The sequence below is a fragment of the Rhizobium acaciae genome (assembly GCF_025941625.1).
Lineage (GTDB): Bacteria > Pseudomonadota > Alphaproteobacteria > Rhizobiales > Rhizobiaceae > Rhizobium > Rhizobium acaciae.
On the sequence record NZ_JAPCZO010000022.1, the window covers coordinates 1 to 17,027 of the forward strand.

Genomic DNA, 17,027 nt, shown 5'->3' on the forward strand with positions numbered 1-17,027 from the left:
AAGAGTGCGATTGGAAATCAGGCGCGATCCCTGGATCGCTGAGTGCCGCATGCCTCTCTCCAGTCACATTCTGAGGTGCCCCGTAGGAGCCTCGAAGGGCGAGGCTGGCCACCGGCGCTCCATCCGATGATCTCGGCATGTAGCCCCATCCACCCGGCCACCCGCCCTCGTGGTTCGAGACGGCCCTTCGCGCCTCCTCACCATGAGCGCGGATCGTTGTACCTTGCCGCGAAGCCTGTCGGTGTGCCTTGCCGGCCGCGCAGGGGCGGTCATCGGCTAAAACTGGTGATATCAGCGCATTCCCGCAACATGGCTGTGTTTCGACGTCCGAATTTGCCCTATCAGGAGAACATCTTCATTTTCTTGCCGCAATCCTTGCCATTTGCTCGCATCAGTCGAACGGAGACCGTCCTGTCCATGATCAAAAAATTCATACTTCTCGCTATTGCCGCAAGCTATCTCAGCGCCTGCACGACGACCGATCCCTATACCGGTGAACAGAAGGTTTCCAACACAGCCGGCGGCGCGGCGCTTGGCGCCCTCGGTGGTGCTCTCGTCGGCGTGGCTGTCGGCGGCGGCGGCCACGGCAAGCGTAATGCGGCGTTGATCGGCGCAGGCGTCGGCGCTCTCGCAGGCGGCGCGATCGGCAATTACATGGACCAGCAGGAATCCGAGCTTCGCGCCCAGCTCGAAGGCACCGGCATTTCGGTGACCCGCAACGGCGACAACATCATCCTCAACATGCCGTCGAACATCACCTTCGACGTCGATCAGGACGCGGTGAAGCCGGGCTTCTATCCGACGCTGAATTCGGTGGCGATCGTACTGCGCAAGTTCAACCGCACGCTGATCGACGTCAACGGCCATACAGATTCGACCGGCAGCCTGCAGCACAATCAGGACCTGTCGCAGCGCCGCGCACTTTCGGTTGCCGATTATCTCGGCGGCCAGGGCATCGACCAGCGCCGCGTCTCCGCCGTCGGCTTCGGTCCGTCGCAACCCGTTGCCTCCAATGCGAGTGAGGCCGGCCGAGCGCAGAACCGCCGCGTCGAGATCCAGATCGCGCCGATCACGCAGGGCTGAACCGAATTTACTGCCTTTGAAACGGCCGGGCTCAGCCCGGCCGTTTCTGTTAGTGCTGCATCGTTGCGCCCTTGGTGATCTTGTCGACGATCTTCTTTTCGGCGCGCAGCGCGATGCCGACCACCTTGGCGTCTTCGGGCGCAAATTCTGCGAAGACGGCGCGGTTGGCCGCGTCGTGGCCGGTCGCAAACATCTCCTCGATGAACAGCGAGCTGGTGATATCGCGCTCCAGCGCGCGGCGGTGAACGGCTGATATGGTCGCCTCGTCGGCGGAGAGCACGATGATCGGCTGGATCGATAGGGGATTGTAGAGATTGCCGGCGCGGTCCCTGTAGGCTTCGCCGATGATCTCGGGATGCCGGCCGGCGATGCCCGTCATCAGGAAGGCGGTGACGTTCAGCTTCTGCCAGCCGGAAAGATTGTTTCGCAGGACGACGGCAATTTTGGTATCAAACATCGGACGGTCTTTCACCTATCTACGGGTTATGGAGTATCGGGCGCGTTGAACCAGGATTTACATCCGCAGGTCTTCGAAGGTCTTGAACGTTTGTGCGCGGGACCATCCGGCAACGCCATCCTGGCTGCGCCGGCTTTTCCCGGCATCGAGCGCATCGAGGCGCAGTTCTCAGGCAACGCTTTCGAGCCGCACAGGCACGACACCTATGCGCTCGGCGTGACTCTGAAGGGGGTTCAGACTTTCCGCTATCGCGGCGAGCGGCGCTTCAGCCTGCCGGGACAGGTGATCGTGCTGCACCCCGATGAGGAGCATGATGGCGGGGCGGGGACGGAGGATGGGCTGCAGTACCGCATGCTCTATCTGGAGCCATCGCTGCTTCTTGAATGCCTGAAGGCGGATGGCGTCGGCCTGCCTTTTGTCTATGAACCCGTGATCGGCGATCCCGCGCTGGCGGGTGTGCTGCTGGCAGCACTCGGTGAACTCGACCGGGAACTGGATCCGCTTTTCGTCGACGATTTCGTATCGCGGGTGACGGGCGGGCTGTCACGGCATGCGCGCATGCCGAGCCGGCCGCTCGGCCTCGTTGCCTGGCGGCAGGCGCGAGTGGCACGGGATTATCTCGAGGCGCATGCGACCCGGGCAGTGAATTCCGGCGAGCTTGAGGCGGTGACGGGTCTCGATCGTTTCGCGCTGGCGCGGCATTTCCGGGCGGCCTTTGCCACCAGCCCGCATCGCTACCTCCTGATGCGGCGGCTGCAGCAGGCCCGGGCGATGATCGGCGCGGGCGAGGGGATTTCCGATGTGGCGGCGGCGACCGGCTTTGCCGACCAGAGCCATCTCAACCGCCATTTCAAGAAGGCCTATGGCATGACGCCCGGCCAATGGGCAGCGCTCGCACATAACTCCACGCCGCGCTCTATAACGGATTTTCCGCAAGGCCGGAACGGCGGGCGATGAAACGGGCGAGCATCGGTCCGATCATCAGGATCACCAGGAAACGGCCGGTCTGCATTGCCATCACGAAGGGCACGTCGACATCGCTGGAGGCGGCGATGATGGCGACGGAATCGGCGCCGCCGGGGCTGGTGGCGAGATAGGCGGTCAGCGGATCGATGCCGGCGAAGACGTGAAGCGCCACCGCCATGCAGCCGCAGAGCGCCATCAGCAGCACGATGCAGGCCGATACCCTCGGCAGGGCGCGCGCCACGTGCTTGAGGATCGAGCGGGTGAAACGCAGGCCGATGCTCCAGCCGACCAGTGCATAGGCGATGGCGAGCAGCCACATCGGTAATTCAATTTTCAGGAGGCCCATGCCCTGCAGCAAGGCGCCGAGAAAGAGCGGCACGATGATCGTGCCGCCCTGGAGGCGCAGGCGCCGGACGCCATAGGCACAAAAGGCAGCAAAAGCCATCGTCGCCGCAAAGGCCGGCCAGTCGATCTCGGGAAAGAGGACGAGCGGCGGCGGCTCGGCGCCGTCGGCTGCAACCCACAGTCGCGAGACCACAGAGGCGCCGACGGCGACGAAGACCACGCGCAGATACTGCATGAAGGCGACGAGACGGGCATCGGCGCCATAGGCTTCCGACATGATGACCATGGCGGAGGCGCCGCCCGGCGAGGAACCCCAGACCGCGGTCGTCCCCGGCAGCACCTGCCAGCGCGTTAAGAGCCAGCCGAGGCCGGTGGCGATGGCGATGACCGAGAAGATGAACAGCAGAAAGAGCGGTGCGTCTTTCGCCATGGTGCCGAGAATGTCAGGGGTGATGGTGCGCGCCATCATCAGGCCGACCAGGACCTGGCCGAACTGCAGCGGCCAGAAGGGCACGCGAAGCTTTCCCTTGCCGACGGTCAACGCCAGTGCGATTGCCGCGACCATCGGTCCGATCAGCAGCGAGGCCGGTAGAGCGAAGAGTTCGAGGAAGACGACGAGAGCGGTCGAAAGTGCCAGCAGCAGCGCCCATTTCGGCAGGCCGGCATCCCGCAGCAGGCGGCTCGCGTCGCTGAATGACATGATCCCCGTGTCTTTCCTGGCCGGCGCCAAGCCCTGAGGCTGAAGATGGGAGGGCTCCGGCATGACAAAGAAATGCCGGCTACAAGAGCCGGCTGGCGCGGGTCCGGTATAGGCGGGTGGAAGACGAGCGGTCAATTGCGAAATTTGGCTTCTCGGCGTCTTGGAGCGCAAAACTGATTCATCCAACCGCTTCAAGTCGTTGTTTTTATGCATTTCGTCTTTCCAAAGCCGCTACACGGTTTTGGGCGGGGTGCCGTCAGAAACGCACCTGGCTGGCGAGAAAATCAAGCAGGGCGCGTACACGCGCCGGCAGCGGGCCGCCCTGGCCCATATAGACGGCGTAGAACTCCTCGAGATCGCCGGGATTGGCCTCTTCGAGCACCGGCACCAGGCGGCCGGCATCGATATCGGCGCGCAGGGTGAAGGCGGCGAGTCGGGCAAGGCCGGCGCCTGACAAAGCGAGGTGGCGCATCGCTTCGCCGTCTCCCACCTGCAGGCCCGGGGTGATCGGGATCGTTACCGTTTCGCTACCTTCGCGCAGCGGCCAGCCCTCTATGGCGCGGGCGTAAGAAAAGCCGATGCGGCAATGGCGGCGGAGATCGGCGATCGTGCGTGGTTTGCCATGACGCGAGAGATAATCCGGCGATGCGACGATGATCTTGCCGGTGGCGCCAAGCTTGCGGGCGATCAGGCTGGAATTCTTCAAGGGGCCGGCGCGGATTGCGACATCGGCGCGCTCCTCCATCAGGTCGACTATCCTGTCGGTATGGGAAATATCCAGCGTCACGGCCGGATGAAGCGCCATGAAGGCCGGCACGAGCGGCGCCAGCACATGGTTGCCGAAAGAGCCGCTGGTGTTGATACGGATGCGGCCTAAGGCCTGTTCACCTGTCGAGGCCTGACGTTCAGCCTCGGCGATATCGGCAAGAATGGTGATGCAGCGCTCGTAGAAGGCACAGCCTTCCGGCGTTAGTTGCAGCCTGCGGGTCGAACGGTTGACCAGGCGGGCGCCGAGGCGCGTCTCCAGCCGGGCGAGGAGCTTGCTGACAGCCGACGGCGTCATGCGCCGGGCCGTGGCGGCGGCGGAAAAGCCACCGCGCTCGACGACGCTGACGAAGACTTCCATTTCGCCGGAGCGGTTGATGTCCTGACGGCTCATGATGAATTCAAGTCACAGATGATTTGCTGATAGGCAATCTATATCATCGAATGCTTGAGGTCTATCTCATAGGAAATACAGGAGACAAATCCATGGATTACAGAAATCTCGGTGCCTCCGGCCTCAGAGTGCCGGTCCTGAGCTTCGGCGCGGGCACATTTGGCGGCAGCGGGCCGCTGTTCGGCGCCTGGGGCAATACCGATGCCGAGGAAGCGCGGCGGCTCGTCGACATCTGCCTGGAAGCCGGCGTCAATCTCTTCGACACGGCCGACGTCTATTCGGCCGGCGCGTCCGAGGAGGTACTCGGCCAGGCGATCCGCGGCCGGCGCGACGCTGTGCTGATCTCGACGAAGACGGCGCTGCCGATGGGCGAGGGGCCGCAGGACTGGGGAACATCGCGGGCGCGGTTGATCCGCGCCACCGAGGATGCGCTGCGCCGGCTCGGGACCGACTATATCGACCTCTTGCAGCTTCACGCCTTCGATGCCTCGACGCCGATCGAGGAGGTGCTGTCGACGCTCGACGGCCTCGTCGCGGCAGGCAAGATCCGTTATGTCGGCGTTTCCAATTTTGCCGGCTGGGAACTGATGAAATCGCTTTCGGCCGCCGAGCGCCACGGCTATCCGCGTTATGTCGCCCATCAGGTCTATTATTCGCTGGCGGGGCGCGATTACGAATGGGAGTTGATGCCGCTTGGCGCCGACCAGGGTGTGGGAGCTCTCGTCTGGAGCCCGCTTGCCTGGGGCCGGCTGACCGGCAAGATCCGCCGCGGCCAGCCGCTGCCCAAGGCAAGCCGGCTGCACGAGACGGCGCAATACGGCCCGCCTGTCGACGACGAGAAGCTGTTCGACATCGTCGAGGTTCTGGAAGCCATCGCATTAGAAACCGGCCGGACGGTGCCGCAGATCGCCATCAACTGGCTGCTTAACCGGCCGACGGTATCGAGTGTCATCATCGGTGCCCGCAACGAGGAGCAGCTCAGGCAGAACCTCGGCGCGGTCGGCTGGAGCCTGTCGAAGGAGCAGATCGAAAGGCTCGACGCCGTCAGCACGGTCACGGCGCCCTATCCCTATTTTCCCTATCGCAGGCAGGAGGGTTTTGCGCGGCTCAATCCGCCGATTGTCTGAGGTGCGAGGGCGGCGGACTTGGCTATAGCAACCGGCCTATAACAAAAGGGGAATGAAATCTTCTGCCAATCTTAACTGGACAGCCGCTTTGACTTGCCGCATACCCAGCCTGCAGCATAATTCCTTAAATCGGAATCGATTTAAGGATGAAATTATGCAGCAATTTTAGAGTTCTACAGCGTCCTTTGCTCGTCTGAAAAGACGCGCGGCGCTGTAGCCTGCGGAACACGATATGGTTTCTGCGGAATGGCAGGGAGATCAAAGGGATGGCGCTGAAGGACGCGAAGGCGGGCACACGCAACGAGGCTGGAATTGCCGCGGTGCTTGGTATTCTCAAGCAGAGCTTCGGCGAGCGTTTCCAGACCGGCCAGTCCTTCCGCGAACAGCATGCTCATACGACCACTTACATCCCGCCGCAGCTACCGGACGGTGTGCTCTTCGCCGAGAGCGCCGAGGACGTGAAGGTGGCGGTCAGGGCCTGTGCGACCCACAAGGTGCCGGTGATCGGCTTCGGTGTCGGCACCTCGCTGGAGGGTCAGGTCAATGCCGCCAATGGCGGTATTTCGATCGATTTCAGCCGCATGAACCGGGTGCTTGAGGTCAATCCCGAAGATCTCGACTGTACCGTCGAACCGGGGGTGACACGCGAGGCGCTGAACATCTACCTGCGCGATACCGGCCTGTTCTTCCCGATCGATCCCGGCGCCAACGCCTCGATTGGCGGCATGGCCTCGACGCGGGCCTCCGGCACCAATGCCGTGCGCTACGGAACGATGAAGGACAATGTGCTTGCCGTCACCGCCGTCACTGCCAATGGCGAGGAGATCCGCACGGCCCGGCGCGCCCGTAAATCCTCGGCGGGCTACGATCTGACGCGGCTCTTCGTCGGCGCCGAGGGCACGCTCGGCATTCTGACCTCGGTGACGCTGCGCTTGCAGGCGATCCCGCAGAAGATTGCCGGAGGGGCCTGTGCCTTTCCGAGCATCAAGGCCGCCTGCGATGCCGTCATCATGACGATCCAGATGGGCATTCCGGTGGCGCGCATAGAACTGCTCGACACGGTGCAGATGCGGGCCTGCAACGCCTATTCCAAGCTTTCCTATGCCGAAAGCCCAACGCTGTTCCTCGAATTCCACGGCACCGACGAGACGGTGCCGCTGCAATCGGCAGCCTTTGCCGAGATCGCGGCGGAATGCGGCGGCGGCGAATTCCTGTGGACCGCCAATGCCGAGGAGCGGACGAAGCTCTGGAAGGCGCGCCACGACGCCTATTGGGCTGCAAGGGCGCTGGCGCCCGGGCTTGCCGCACTTTCGACCGATGTTTGTGTTCCGATATCGAGGCTTGCCGATTGTGTTTCCGAAACGCAGGCGGATATCGAGGAGCATGGGCTGCTGGGGCCGATCGTCGGCCATGCCGGCGACGGGAACTTCCATGTGCTGCTGTTGTTTGATGACAGGAGCACTGAAGGCGTCGCCGTGGCCGAGGCTTTCGTGCAACGGCTCAACCGGCGGGCGCTCGAAATGGACGGAACATGCACCGGCGAACACGGGGTCGGGCAAGGCAAGATGGCGTTTCTGGAACAGGAGCTCGGCGGCGCGGTGGATCTGATGCGACAGGTGAAACAGGCGCTCGATCCGGACGATATCTTCAATCCCGGCAAGATTTTCCACCATGGCTGAAAACGGAACATTCTCATGAAGTTGGGTCTTGCCCCCGGCATGAATAGCGCTAGAACAAGATGAAGTCAGGCCGGCTCGCCCTGAAATCTGAATCCTGTTCTCAATTAAAGAGTTAGAGCATGATGTCGTCCGAAAACCGCTCACACTTTTCGGCATCATGCTCTAGTGTCGGCAACAGAATCCCGAATGGAGACGCTTTGCATTGGTAGGCCGGTTCCTCGTCTTTCTGGGGGGAGTGATCGTCGTAGTGCTGTTTGTGGCACTGCTTGCGCCGCTGTTCATCGACTGGACGGATTTCCGCAAGAATTTCGAGGATCAGGCCAGCCGCATCATCGGCAAGAAGGTCACCGTCTACGGCACGGTGGATGCGCGCCTGCTGCCGTTCCCGTCGGTGACGCTGCATGACGTGCGCGTCGGCCAGGAAGCGGACGGCACGCCGATCGTCAAGGTCGAGCAGTTCTCCATGGATGCGGAGCTTGCACCTTTCCTGTCGGGCGAAGCGCTGATCTTCGACATGCGCGTCGTCAATCCGAAGGTGCGATTGAGATTGCTCAAGGACGGCACGCTCGACTGGATGCGCGGCAGCCGCGCGGAAATACCGGCAAGGACCGTCGTTCTCGAAAACGTGCATGTCAGCGGCGGCGAGGTCGAATTCATCGACGATCAGTCGGGTCGCTCGCGTCGTATCACCGGTCTCAACGCTGAAATGTCGGCAAAGTCGCTGGCCGGCCCCTGGCGCATCGAGGGCGACGCTGCGCTCGACGGCGAGCACGGCGGCTTCTCGATCTCGAGCAGTCAGCCGGACGAGAAGGGCGTGCTGCGCATGCGCACGAGGCTTTCGCCGGACAAGCACCCTGTCAGCGTCGATCTCGACGGCGAGCTGAAACTCGTCGACAGCAAGCCGAACTATCAGGGCCAGCTTTCGGCCGCGATCGAAATCCGCAACAGCGCCAAGCCCGCCAACAAGAAAGAGCAGCCGCCGCGCGTCAAGGGCCGCTTCGAGCTCACCAACGAACGCATCCGCATCCCCGAATACCGGATGGAGATCGGCCCGACGGACGATCCCTATGTCATAACCGGCGAGGCGACGCTCGATACCGGCAATGCGCCGGAATTCCTGTTGACCGCCGACGGGCAGCAGATCGACGTCAACCGGATCGGCAATCAGGGGGCGTCCGGCAAGACGATGCGGGATCCCGCTGTTTCGGCGCGCCAGCGGCTGAATTCGCTGATCGATATCGTCGCGCAGGTGCCAATCCCGCAGGTGCCGGGCAAGGCGAGCGTCAAGCTGCCGGCGATCGTCGCCGGCGATACGACGCTGCGCGACGTGCAGCTGGAGCTCGAACCGGCCGGCACCGGCTGGATGATCGACAGCGCCACCGGCACGCTGCCGGGGCGCACGCAGGTGGAAGGCAAGGGCAAGCTCCTGCTTCAGGGCGAACCTTCGTTCAACGGCCAGATCGTGGTGGCCTCCAGCCAGCCGTCGGGGCTCGCCTCGTGGCTTGCCGGCTCGGTCGATCCGGCTATCCGGCAATTACGGCAGGCGGGCTTTTCCGCCAATGTCAGCCTGACGCATGAATTGCAGCGTTTTGAAAATCTCGAGATTGCCATCGGACCTGCGACGCTGAAGGGTCGGCTGGAGCGCCAGGCGATCTCCGGCCAGACGCCGACGCTATCGGTAGCGCTGAACGGCGATACGCTCGATCTCGACGCGCTGCAGGCGCTGAGCGGGCTGATGACCGGCCAGGATGCCGGCGACAACGTGCTCGACCACAAGATCGCCGCCCAGCTCAAGGCCGACAAGTTCACAGCCTTCGGTGTCAGTGCCGAGAATGTCGAGACCACGTTTACGATCGCTGATGGGGCGCTTGCCGTCGACCGGCTGTCGATTAAGAATATCGCCGGCGCCGAGCTGACGGCGACGGGCAGGGCGGAAGGATCGCTGCTCGATTACAAGGGTGCCGGCGAAATCACCTTCAAATCGGCCGATCCCGGCGGCTTTTTCACCATGCTGCGCGAGCACCTGCCGCATCACCCGGTGCTCGACCGGCTGGTGCGCAACGCCGGCTGGTACGGCAATACGGCATTGCGCGGCGCACTGACGCTCGGCGGCGACGAGGGCAATGCGCTGACGGTGACGCTTGCCGGCGTGGCGAACGGCAGCCGCGTCAATCTCGATTACCGCATGTCCGATCTCCTGGCGCTGACCGGCAACGGTACGACGAGCCTCGAGGCGACGCTCGAAAACGCCGTGCCATCAGTCCTGTTCGGCCAAGCCGGGCTCGACCCGCTGCCGGTCGATGTCGGCGCCAATGGCCGGCTGACGCTGAAGGTGAAGGCATCGGGCAGCGATCCCGCCGACGCGGCGCTGACCTTTGCGACCGACCGGACCTCGTTCATGGCCAACGGCAAGGTCGACGTCCGGCCGGAGACCTTCATGAACGGCCAGATCGCGCTTTCGCTCGACAGCGCCGATATCGACCCCTATCTCATCATGAACGGCATCGCCCTGCCACAGACCGGAACCGGGCTGCCGTTCGGCCTGCAGGTCAATGCCGCCGTCGACAGCGACAAGATCGTCTTTTCCGATCTCAAGGGGCATGCGGCCGACAACGAATTTTCCGGTGCGCTGAGCTTCGACCGGAAGGCTGCGAAGACGACCGCGAGCGGCGGGCTGACACTGTCCAAGGCCGATGCAGGCTGGCTCGGCGAGGCGGTGTTCGGCCAGATCGTCGATCCCGCCAATGGTCAGCTGACGACGGCGCCGCTGGGGCTGCCCATCTTCAAGGATCTCGACGTCAACGTGAAGCTGGCGGCCAAGGAGTTCTGGCCCGGCCTGCCGGAAACGGCGGTGTCGGACTTTACCAGCAACGTTGCCTATAAGGGCGACGAGCTGCAGCTCAACGACATGGCCGGGAACTGGGACGGCGGAAAGCTCTCCGGCAATCTGCTGTTCACCAATGCCAGCGGCACAGGTTTCTTGCAGACGAAGCTTGCGCTTGCCGACTCCGATCTTTCCGGCGTCGTCTGGCTGCGCGACGGCGCGCCGATTGCCAACGGCAAGTTCGGATTGTCGCTGTCGATGGAGGCCTCGGGCAAGACGATCGGTGAGATCGCCAGCTCGCTCAATGGTTCGGGCGAACTGAGGCTCGGCGATACCAGCATACGCGGGTTGAACCTTGCCATCTTGCCGCCGCTGCTAGCCGCGACCGATACGATGCAGGAGCAGATCAATGCCGGCAAGGTGCATCCGATCATCGAGACGCTGCTCAGCAACGGCGAGGCGAAGCTGCCGCCACTCGGCGTCCCCTTCAACATCGCCGACGGGACGCTGAGGGTGCAGAATGTCACCGTCGCCAACGATCTGGCCCGTATTACCGCCGATGCGCAGATCACGCTGCCGGAAGAGCGGATCAGCGCGACGCTGGGTGTCGGGTTCAATCCTGGCACGGAAGCGCTTTCCGGCGCCGAGCCGGCACTCCGGCTGAATTTTTCCGGCATGCTGCCGTCGCCCGGCAAGACGATGGATGTGACCGATATCACCAGCTATCTGTCGCTGCGCGCCTTCGAGCGCGAGCGCCGGCGTGTCGAGCGGCTGCAGGCGGTCGTGCTCGAAAAACAGCGGCTGCGCCGCGAGGTGGCGCTCTACCGGTTCAACGACGCCGAGCGCATCAAGGCGGCCGAGATCGAGCAGCAACGGCAGGCGGAGGAAGAGCGGCTGCGCGCGCTGGCGCAGAAAGCAGCCGCCGAGAAGGCTGCTGCCGAGGCGGAGGCCGCACGCGCGGCGGAAGCCAAAGCGAAGGCGGACGCGGATGCGCAGGCGAGGGCCGCTGCCGAGGCCGAAGCAGCACGGCGCAGCGGGCAAGCGCAGCCCGGTCCGCTTAATTTCGATCAGTTGCCGGGCGTTCAGGCGCAGTGAAAGCGCATAGAATTTGATTCATGCAAGACGCTTCAGGTCTTTGTTTTCATTGATGTCGTGCCAAATCGCTATGCAATTTTGAGCGGCATGCATCAAGGCTGGTGGCCGCCGCCGGCCTTCAGCCAAGAAAGCACATGCAAGCGCAGCGCCGAGGACAGGTTGCTATCCGGTGGGCGGTGGTCGTCGATTTCGGAGATCAGGGCGGCGAGCGATATCGAACGGGCTGCGGCAATCGTCTTCAGCTCGGTCCAGAACTCATCCTCCAGCGAGAAACTGGTGCGATGGCCGTGCAATGTCGCCGAATGCTTGCGGATCATGGAGCCTTCACATCCCGGACGGAGCACAGCGCGTCCGAGACGCGTTCCGGACCCTCTATCAAATTAAGCGTGGGTTGGCAGATCGATTCAAGGAAAGGGCGCAAGTGGCTGATCGCAGAATCCATTCCAGCTTTTCACGCTTTGCGTGAAAGCGTCACGCGCCGTCGTCATCCGTCTCGATCCGGCCGTCGCGATGGGCTTTGTCGGCCTTGTCGTTCAGGCTGCGGGTCAGTTGCTTTTCGGTCTTGGTGCGGCCGAAGGAGATGCGGTTCTGCTCGGCCTGCTTCTCCTTTTCGGAGCGAGCCTGCTTTTTGCGGAACTGGCGCAGATTGATGAATTCGGCGCTCATGCGGTTGACTGAACCCTCACGAAAAAGGGAGGCTTGGCCTCCCTTCAAATCACTGCTTCTTGCGGAAGGAGTCGAGCGAGACGACGGAGCCCGGTTTCTTCTCCTCGCCGTCGGCGGGTTTTGCGCCTGCGGCGTCATCGGGCTTTCCTGCCGCATCCACCGGATAGGCGGTGATTTCTCCGGACGGCAATTCTTCGCCATCGGCGAGCGGCACGTCGAATTCGAGCTCGAAGTTGACGGAGGGATCGTAGAAGCCGCGGATCGCATTGAATGGGATGACCAGCTTTTCCGGAACGTCTGAGAAGGAAAGACCGATCTCGAAATGAGTCTCGGTGATCTTCATGTCCCAGAATTGGTGCTGGATGACGATGGTCATCTGCTCGGGGTATTTCGACTTTAGGTGCTGGGAGATCCGCACGCCAGTGGCGCCCGTGAGGAAGGTGATGAAGAAGTGATGATCACCGGGCAGGCGGCCCGTGGCTGCGACTTCCGCCAATACCTTGCGGATGACGCCGCGAAGTGCATCCTGTGCCAGAATGTCGTAGCGGATATGATCCTGCCCCATGCTTTTCCTGTCTTTCGTCGGTTCGGAGTCTTTTCACAAGGTTGTATGCCACGTCCGGGCGCCTTGGGAAAGACCGGAGCCGAGTCACGTTTTTAAGCAACATACATGATTTCGGCGGCAGGGAGAAGGTGAAGGCTTCTGTTGCCAGGTGCCTTCGGACCCCGCCTAGAGGTGCGAACCACTAGGACTTTGATTGAAGTGTCACACCGCGATTAAGCAGCGAGACGAGCTTCCGCATAGTTGTCGTTTGCAACTACAATTTTAGCCCGATAACGGCGGTACAATGCCGAGCAAAAAGACGATCTTTACACCCTTGTCGATCCTGTTTCGCCCCCATCAAAAGCCGGCCTTTAAGGCCGCCGGTTTTTGGTGGAGGCGCCGGGTACCGCCCCCGGGTCCAATAGGTTTATTACACCGCTCATTTATCGCCATAGCCGACCCGAAAGCCGGCAAGGCTGATATAGTGGTTTCCTCAGCCCAAGGAAAGGGCAAACGTCATAAAAGCGTTATGCGACCCATCAGAAACATTGGGAAAATGCCCGCCGGTGATTGGTTTCCCGGTTCCGAAGGCTTAAATTGGCCGAAACGGAATCAGCGCGACATGAAGCAATATCTCGATCTCTTGAATCATGTGATGGAAAAGGGCTCCGACCGGGGCGACCGCACCGGCACCGGCACGCGCTCGGTCTTCGGTTACCAGATGCGCTTCGACCTCGAAGAGGGCTTTCCCGTCCTTACCACGAAGAAGTTGCATCTGCGCTCGATCATCCACGAGCTTCTCTGGTTCCTGAAGGGCGAAACGAATATCCGCTATCTCAAGGAGAACGGCGTTTCGATCTGGGACGAATGGGCCGATGAAAACGGCGATCTCGGGCCGGTCTACGGCGCCCAGTGGCGCTCCTGGCCAGCGCCCGACGGCGGCCATATCGACCAGATCGCCAATCTCGTCAAAGGTATCGTCGGCAACCCGAATTCGCGCCGCCATATCGTCTCGGCCTGGAATCCGGCCGAAGTGGACGAAATGGCGCTGCCGCCCTGCCATTGCCTGTTCCAGTTCTATGTGGCTGACGGCAAGCTTTCCTGCCAGCTCTACCAGCGCTCGGCCGATATTTTCCTCGGCGTGCCGTTCAACATCGCCTCGTATGCGCTGCTGACGATAATGGTGGCTCAGGTGACCGGGCTGAAGCCTGGCGATTTCGTCCACACGCTCGGCGACGCCCATCTCTATCACAACCATTTCGACCAGGCGAAGCTGCAGCTGGCGCGCCGGCCGAAGCCGCTGCCTTTCATGCGCATCAATCCTGATGTGAAAGACATTTTCGGCTTCACCTTCGATGATTTCGAGCTGATCGGCTATGAGGCCGATGCCAGCATCAAGGCGCCGATCGCCGTCTGATCCGGGACATTCCATGGCCATCATCCGCAGAACCATCTTCGTCGCCGTGGCGCGCAACGGCATCATCGGTCGCGACGGCGACATGCCGTGGCGGCTTTCGAGCGATCTCAAGCGCTTCAAGGCGCTGACATTGGGAAAGCCTGTCGTGATGGGCCGCAAGACCTATGATTCGATCGGCAAGCCGTTGCCGGGACGGCCGAACGTCGTGATCTCTCGACAGGCTGTGATCGACCATGCTGACGTCCGGATGGCGCATTCGCTGCCGGAAGCGATAGAGATTGCCGAAGGGCTGGCGATTGAGACCGGCGTCGACGAGATCTGCGTCCTCGGTGGCGGGCAGGTCTATGCCCAGGCGATCGATCTGGCCGACCGGATGTGCATCACCCATGTCGAGGCCGATATCGAGGGCGACGCGTCGTTTCCTGCAATCGACCCTGAAATCTGGCAGGCGGGGGGGGCGGTCGCGATTCCGGCCGGCGAGAAGGACAGCTATCCCACGCGTTTCGTCGTCTACGAACGCCGCCACGCCCGAAAATGAACTATTTTCCAATTAAATTGACCAAGTTTCTCACGCTGCGTTGAAAGCCGATGCGGCGATACCTATAACGGTCACCAACGCACCTGCCGGTCAGCCCCCACGGTTCCAGGTGCGTGGGAGACTTAACGAACAACGAGGTTTTGATGCCCTGGAGCAATCAGAATGGCGGCGGCGGCCCTTGGGGCGGCGGCGGCGGTAATAATAATCAGGGACCATGGGGACAGGGGCCGAACCGGCCGCGTGGCGGTGGCGGTGGCAAGGGCGGCCCGCCCGATCTGGAAGACATCATCCGGCGCGGCCAGGATCAGCTGCGCAATATCATTCCCGGCGGTTTCAACGGTGGCGTATCTGTGATCGTCGTGGCGATCGTCGCGGTCTTCTGGCTGATCCAGTGCGTCTATACCGTCCAGCCGGATGAGCGCGGCGTCGAACTGCGCTTCGGCAAACCGCGTGAAGCGGTGTCGATGCCGGGCCTGCATTTCCATCTCTGGCCGATGGACTCGGTCGAGATCGTCAAGGTCACCGAGCAGCAGCAGAATATCGGCGGTCGCAACAATACCAATTCGACGGCCGGGCTGATGCTTTCCGGCGACCAGAACATCGTGAATGTGCAGTTCTCCGTGCTCTATACGGTGAACGATCCGAAATCCTATCTCTTCCGTCTCGAAAATCCGGCTGAAACGCTGCAGCAGGTTTCCGAAAGCGCGATGCGCGAAATCGTCGGCCGCAGGCCGGCGCAGGATGCCTTCCGCGACAATCGCGGGCCAATCGAGACCGAGGTGCGCAACATCATCCAGGACACGATGGATCGCTATGGCGCGGGCATCGCGATCAACCGCGTGACGATCGAGGATGTCGCTCCGCCGCGTGAAGTGGCCGATGCCTTCGAAGAAGTGCAGCGCGCCGACCAGGACAAGCAGCGTCTCGTGGAAGAAGCCAACCAGTACGCCAATCAGAAGCTCGGCCAGGCACGCGGTGACGCGGCCCGCATCCGGGAAGATGCTGCGGCCTACAAGGACCGGATCGTCAAGGAGGCCGAAGGTGAAGCGCAGCGCTTCATTTCGATCTACGACGAATATTCCAAGGCGCCTGACGTGACGCGCCAGAGGCTGTTCCTGGAAACAATGGAACAGGTGCTGAAGGGTTCCAAGAAAGTGATCATCGACGACAAGCAGGGCGTCGTGCCCTATCTGCCTCTCAACGAGATCGGCAGACCGACGCAGAAGCAGGGAGGCTGATCATGATGTCGAACAGACTTCCCGTCATTCTCATCATTCTTGCGGTCGTGCTGGCCGGGATCTATTCCTCGGTCTTCGTGGTCAATGCCCGCGAGCAGGCAATCGTCGTTCGCTTCGGCGAGATCCAATCGGTGAAGACCGATCCGGGCATCTATTTCAAGCTGCCCTTCTCCTTTGCCGATGCCGATCGCGTCCAATACGTCCAGAAGCAGGAATTGCGCTTCAACCTCGACAATATCCGCGTCCAGGTTTCGGGCGGCGCCTTCTACGAGGTGAATGCCTTCATCATCTACCGCATCAATGATGCGCGCCGGTTCCGCGAAACGGTGTCGGGCGACAGGGAGGCGGCGGAAGCGCGGCTTCGCACCCGTCTTGATTCCTCGCTGCGCCGGGTCTATGGCGTGCGCAGCATCGAAGCAGCACTCTCTAGGGAGCGCGTGGCGATGATGCTAGAGGTGCGCAACGAGCTGCAGGCCGATGCGGAAACGCTTGGCATCACGCTCGACGACGTGCGCATCAGCCGCACCGATCTGACGCAGGACGTTTCCGAACGCACCTTCAACCGCATGCGGGCCGAGCGTCTGGCGGAAGCCGAATTGCTGCGGGCACAGGGCAATGAAGAGGGCCAGCGTCGCCGCGCAATCGCCGACCGCCAGGTCGTCGAGCTGACTGCGGATGCACAGCGCGAGTCCGAAATCCTGCAGGGTCAGGGCGATGCGGAACGCAACCGCATCTTCGCCGAATCCTTCTCGCGCGATCCTGCTTTCTTCGAGTTTTATCGCTCGATGGCGGCGTATTCCTCGGCGCTCTCGTCGCAGGATACGACTTTGGTGCTTTCGCCGGACTCGCAGTTCTTCCGCTATTTCAACAACTCCGCAGGTACTCCGGCAGCGCCCGCTCCGGCTTTGCCGGCGCCGGGCGCACCGGCCCAGCCGGGGAACTGACAATCTGTTGAATACAGGACTCCTCGGGTCCGCATTCTTTCGCATCATCGAGGGGCTGGTCTCGCACCGGCCCCTCGCTTTTTAAAGATAGCGAGGCTGCCGCCCTCCGTTTCCAAGCGGCGATCGCGGGTCTTCCGACCGGCAGCGGTGGTGCCTGAGGTCGAGTATATCCGGCTTTTGCGAGGCCACGTCACATTGCACGGGGATTTCGCGAAAAGGTGATTTCACCCTCCATCATTCCGCCT

Annotated in this window: 15 protein-coding genes and 1 other RNA gene; 9 read left to right on the top strand and 7 right to left on the bottom strand. The window is 62.2% G+C overall.

The window, feature by feature from the left end; genetic code table 11:
• Positions 1 to 417: 417 nt before the first annotated feature.
• A complete protein-coding gene (locus OLZ32_RS28940; protein ID WP_003541337.1) occupies positions 418 to 1,083 on the top strand; it encodes an OmpA family lipoprotein in 666 nt (221 codons plus the stop codon).
• Between the two features lie 49 nt (positions 1,084 to 1,132).
• Here OLZ32_RS28940 and OLZ32_RS28945 read toward each other — a convergent pair whose 3' ends face one another.
• Complete coding sequence (locus tag OLZ32_RS28945) at positions 1,133 to 1,540, bottom strand: DUF2000 family protein (protein ID WP_003541335.1); 408 nt, start codon at positions 1,538 to 1,540, stop codon at positions 1,133 to 1,135.
• 45 nt (positions 1,541 to 1,585) lie between these two features.
• On the opposite strand from OLZ32_RS28945, the gene OLZ32_RS28950 reads away from it, so the two are divergent.
• On the top strand, positions 1,586 to 2,497 hold the full coding sequence (locus OLZ32_RS28950; protein WP_264399909.1) for an AraC family transcriptional regulator: 912 nt from the start codon (positions 1,586 to 1,588) through the stop codon (positions 2,495 to 2,497).
• On the opposite strand, the gene OLZ32_RS28955 is transcribed toward OLZ32_RS28950, so the two are convergent.
• Together OLZ32_RS28955 and OLZ32_RS28960 are read right to left on the bottom strand one after the other, a co-directional pair.
• Complete coding sequence (locus OLZ32_RS28955) at positions 2,457 to 3,551, bottom strand: AbrB family transcriptional regulator (RefSeq protein WP_264399910.1); 1,095 nt, start codon at positions 3,549 to 3,551, stop codon at positions 2,457 to 2,459. The two genes, OLZ32_RS28950 and OLZ32_RS28955, sit on opposite strands and share 41 nt — an antisense overlap.
• Before the next feature lie 256 nt (positions 3,552 to 3,807).
• On the bottom strand, positions 3,808 to 4,710 hold the full coding sequence (locus OLZ32_RS28960) for a LysR family transcriptional regulator (protein ID WP_264399911.1): 903 nt from the start codon (positions 4,708 to 4,710) through the stop codon (positions 3,808 to 3,810).
• A gap of 92 nt (positions 4,711 to 4,802) precedes the next feature.
• On the opposite strand from OLZ32_RS28960, the gene OLZ32_RS28965 reads away from it, so the two are divergent.
• From OLZ32_RS28965 to OLZ32_RS28975, 3 genes are all read left to right on the top strand, one after another.
• On the top strand, positions 4,803 to 5,837 hold the full coding sequence (locus OLZ32_RS28965) for an aldo/keto reductase (protein WP_264399912.1): 1,035 nt from the start codon (positions 4,803 to 4,805) through the stop codon (positions 5,835 to 5,837).
• Positions 5,838 to 6,103: 266 nt separating this feature from the next.
• Entirely contained in the window at positions 6,104 to 7,516 is a 1,413-nt protein-coding gene (locus OLZ32_RS28970; protein WP_017988926.1) for an FAD-binding oxidoreductase, read from the top strand.
• A 202-nt stretch (positions 7,517 to 7,718) separates the two neighbouring features.
• Positions 7,719 to 11,435 carry an AsmA family protein gene (locus OLZ32_RS28975; protein WP_264399913.1) on the top strand — a complete coding sequence of 1,239 codons (3,717 nt, stop codon included), beginning with the start codon at positions 7,719 to 7,721 and terminating at the stop codon, positions 11,433 to 11,435.
• A 92-nt stretch (positions 11,436 to 11,527) separates the two neighbouring features.
• Here the strand turns inward: OLZ32_RS28975 and OLZ32_RS28980 are convergent, their stop codons facing one another.
• The 4 genes from OLZ32_RS28980 to ssrA all read right to left on the bottom strand — a co-directional run bounded on the left by OLZ32_RS28980 (position 11,528) and on the right by ssrA (position 13,156).
• Positions 11,528 to 11,752, bottom strand: coding sequence for a ribbon-helix-helix domain-containing protein (locus OLZ32_RS28980; RefSeq protein ID WP_003541322.1), 225 nt, complete (start codon positions 11,750 to 11,752; stop codon positions 11,528 to 11,530).
• 154 nt (positions 11,753 to 11,906) lie between these two features.
• On the bottom strand, positions 11,907 to 12,101 hold the full coding sequence (locus OLZ32_RS28985; protein ID WP_264399914.1) for a DUF4169 family protein: 195 nt from the start codon (positions 12,099 to 12,101) through the stop codon (positions 11,907 to 11,909).
• A 49-nt stretch (positions 12,102 to 12,150) separates the two neighbouring features.
• A complete protein-coding gene (locus OLZ32_RS28990; RefSeq protein WP_003541317.1) occupies positions 12,151 to 12,666 on the bottom strand; it encodes an SspB family protein in 516 nt (171 codons plus the stop codon).
• A 127-nt stretch (positions 12,667 to 12,793) separates the two neighbouring features.
• Positions 12,794 to 13,156: a transfer-messenger RNA gene (gene ssrA / locus OLZ32_RS28995) on the bottom strand.
• Positions 13,157 to 13,267: 111 nt separating this feature from the next.
• On the opposite strand from ssrA, the gene OLZ32_RS29000 reads away from it, so the two are divergent.
• The 4 genes from OLZ32_RS29000 (at position 13,268) to hflC (ending at position 16,782) form a co-directional block, all read left to right on the top strand.
• Positions 13,268 to 14,062, top strand: coding sequence for a thymidylate synthase (locus tag OLZ32_RS29000; protein ID WP_026159957.1), 795 nt, complete (start codon positions 13,268 to 13,270; stop codon positions 14,060 to 14,062).
• Between the two features lie 13 nt (positions 14,063 to 14,075).
• Complete coding sequence (locus OLZ32_RS29005; RefSeq protein WP_003541313.1) at positions 14,076 to 14,600, top strand: dihydrofolate reductase; 525 nt, start codon at positions 14,076 to 14,078, stop codon at positions 14,598 to 14,600.
• A gap of 143 nt (positions 14,601 to 14,743) precedes the next feature.
• Positions 14,744 to 15,838 (top strand): FtsH protease activity modulator HflK, encoded by a 1,095-nt coding sequence (gene hflK, locus OLZ32_RS29010; protein WP_003541310.1) that lies wholly within the window; start codon positions 14,744 to 14,746, stop codon positions 15,836 to 15,838.
• 2 nt (positions 15,839 to 15,840) lie between these two features.
• Positions 15,841 to 16,782: a protease modulator HflC gene (hflC, locus tag OLZ32_RS29015; RefSeq protein ID WP_003541308.1), complete on the top strand. Its 942-nt coding sequence runs from the start codon at positions 15,841 to 15,843 to the stop codon at positions 16,780 to 16,782.
• Positions 16,783 to 17,027: the final 245 nt, after the last annotated feature.

What these genes read in the sequence shown, in the direction of transcription:
- OLZ32_RS28940 (WP_003541337.1), top strand. Translation starts at nt 418, where the DNA reads ATGATCAAAAAATTCATACTTCTCGCTATTGCCGCAAGCTATCTCAGC.
- OLZ32_RS28945 (WP_003541335.1), bottom strand. Translation starts at nt 1,540, where the DNA reads ATGTTTGATACCAAAATTGCCGTCGTCCTGCGAAACAATCTTTCCGGC.
- OLZ32_RS28955 (WP_264399910.1), bottom strand. Translation starts at nt 3,551, where the DNA reads ATGTCATTCAGCGACGCGAGCCGCCTGCTGCGGGATGCCGGCCTGCCG.
- OLZ32_RS28960 (WP_264399911.1), bottom strand. Translation starts at nt 4,710, where the DNA reads ATGAGCCGTCAGGACATCAACCGCTCCGGCGAAATGGAAGTCTTCGTC.
- OLZ32_RS28965 (WP_264399912.1), top strand. Translation starts at nt 4,803, where the DNA reads ATGGATTACAGAAATCTCGGTGCCTCCGGCCTCAGAGTGCCGGTCCTG.
- OLZ32_RS28970 (WP_017988926.1), top strand. Translation starts at nt 6,104, where the DNA reads ATGGCGCTGAAGGACGCGAAGGCGGGCACACGCAACGAGGCTGGAATT.
- OLZ32_RS28980 (WP_003541322.1), bottom strand. Translation starts at nt 11,752, where the DNA reads ATGATCCGCAAGCATTCGGCGACATTGCACGGCCATCGCACCAGTTTC.
- OLZ32_RS28985 (WP_264399914.1), bottom strand. Translation starts at nt 12,101, where the DNA reads ATGAGCGCCGAATTCATCAATCTGCGCCAGTTCCGCAAAAAGCAGGCT.
- OLZ32_RS28990 (WP_003541317.1), bottom strand. Translation starts at nt 12,666, where the DNA reads ATGGGGCAGGATCATATCCGCTACGACATTCTGGCACAGGATGCACTT.
- OLZ32_RS29000 (WP_026159957.1), top strand. Translation starts at nt 13,268, where the DNA reads ATGAAGCAATATCTCGATCTCTTGAATCATGTGATGGAAAAGGGCTCC.
- OLZ32_RS29005 (WP_003541313.1), top strand. Translation starts at nt 14,076, where the DNA reads ATGGCCATCATCCGCAGAACCATCTTCGTCGCCGTGGCGCGCAACGGC.
- hflK (WP_003541310.1), top strand. Translation starts at nt 14,744, where the DNA reads ATGCCCTGGAGCAATCAGAATGGCGGCGGCGGCCCTTGGGGCGGCGGC.
- hflC (WP_003541308.1), top strand. Translation starts at nt 15,841, where the DNA reads ATGATGTCGAACAGACTTCCCGTCATTCTCATCATTCTTGCGGTCGTG.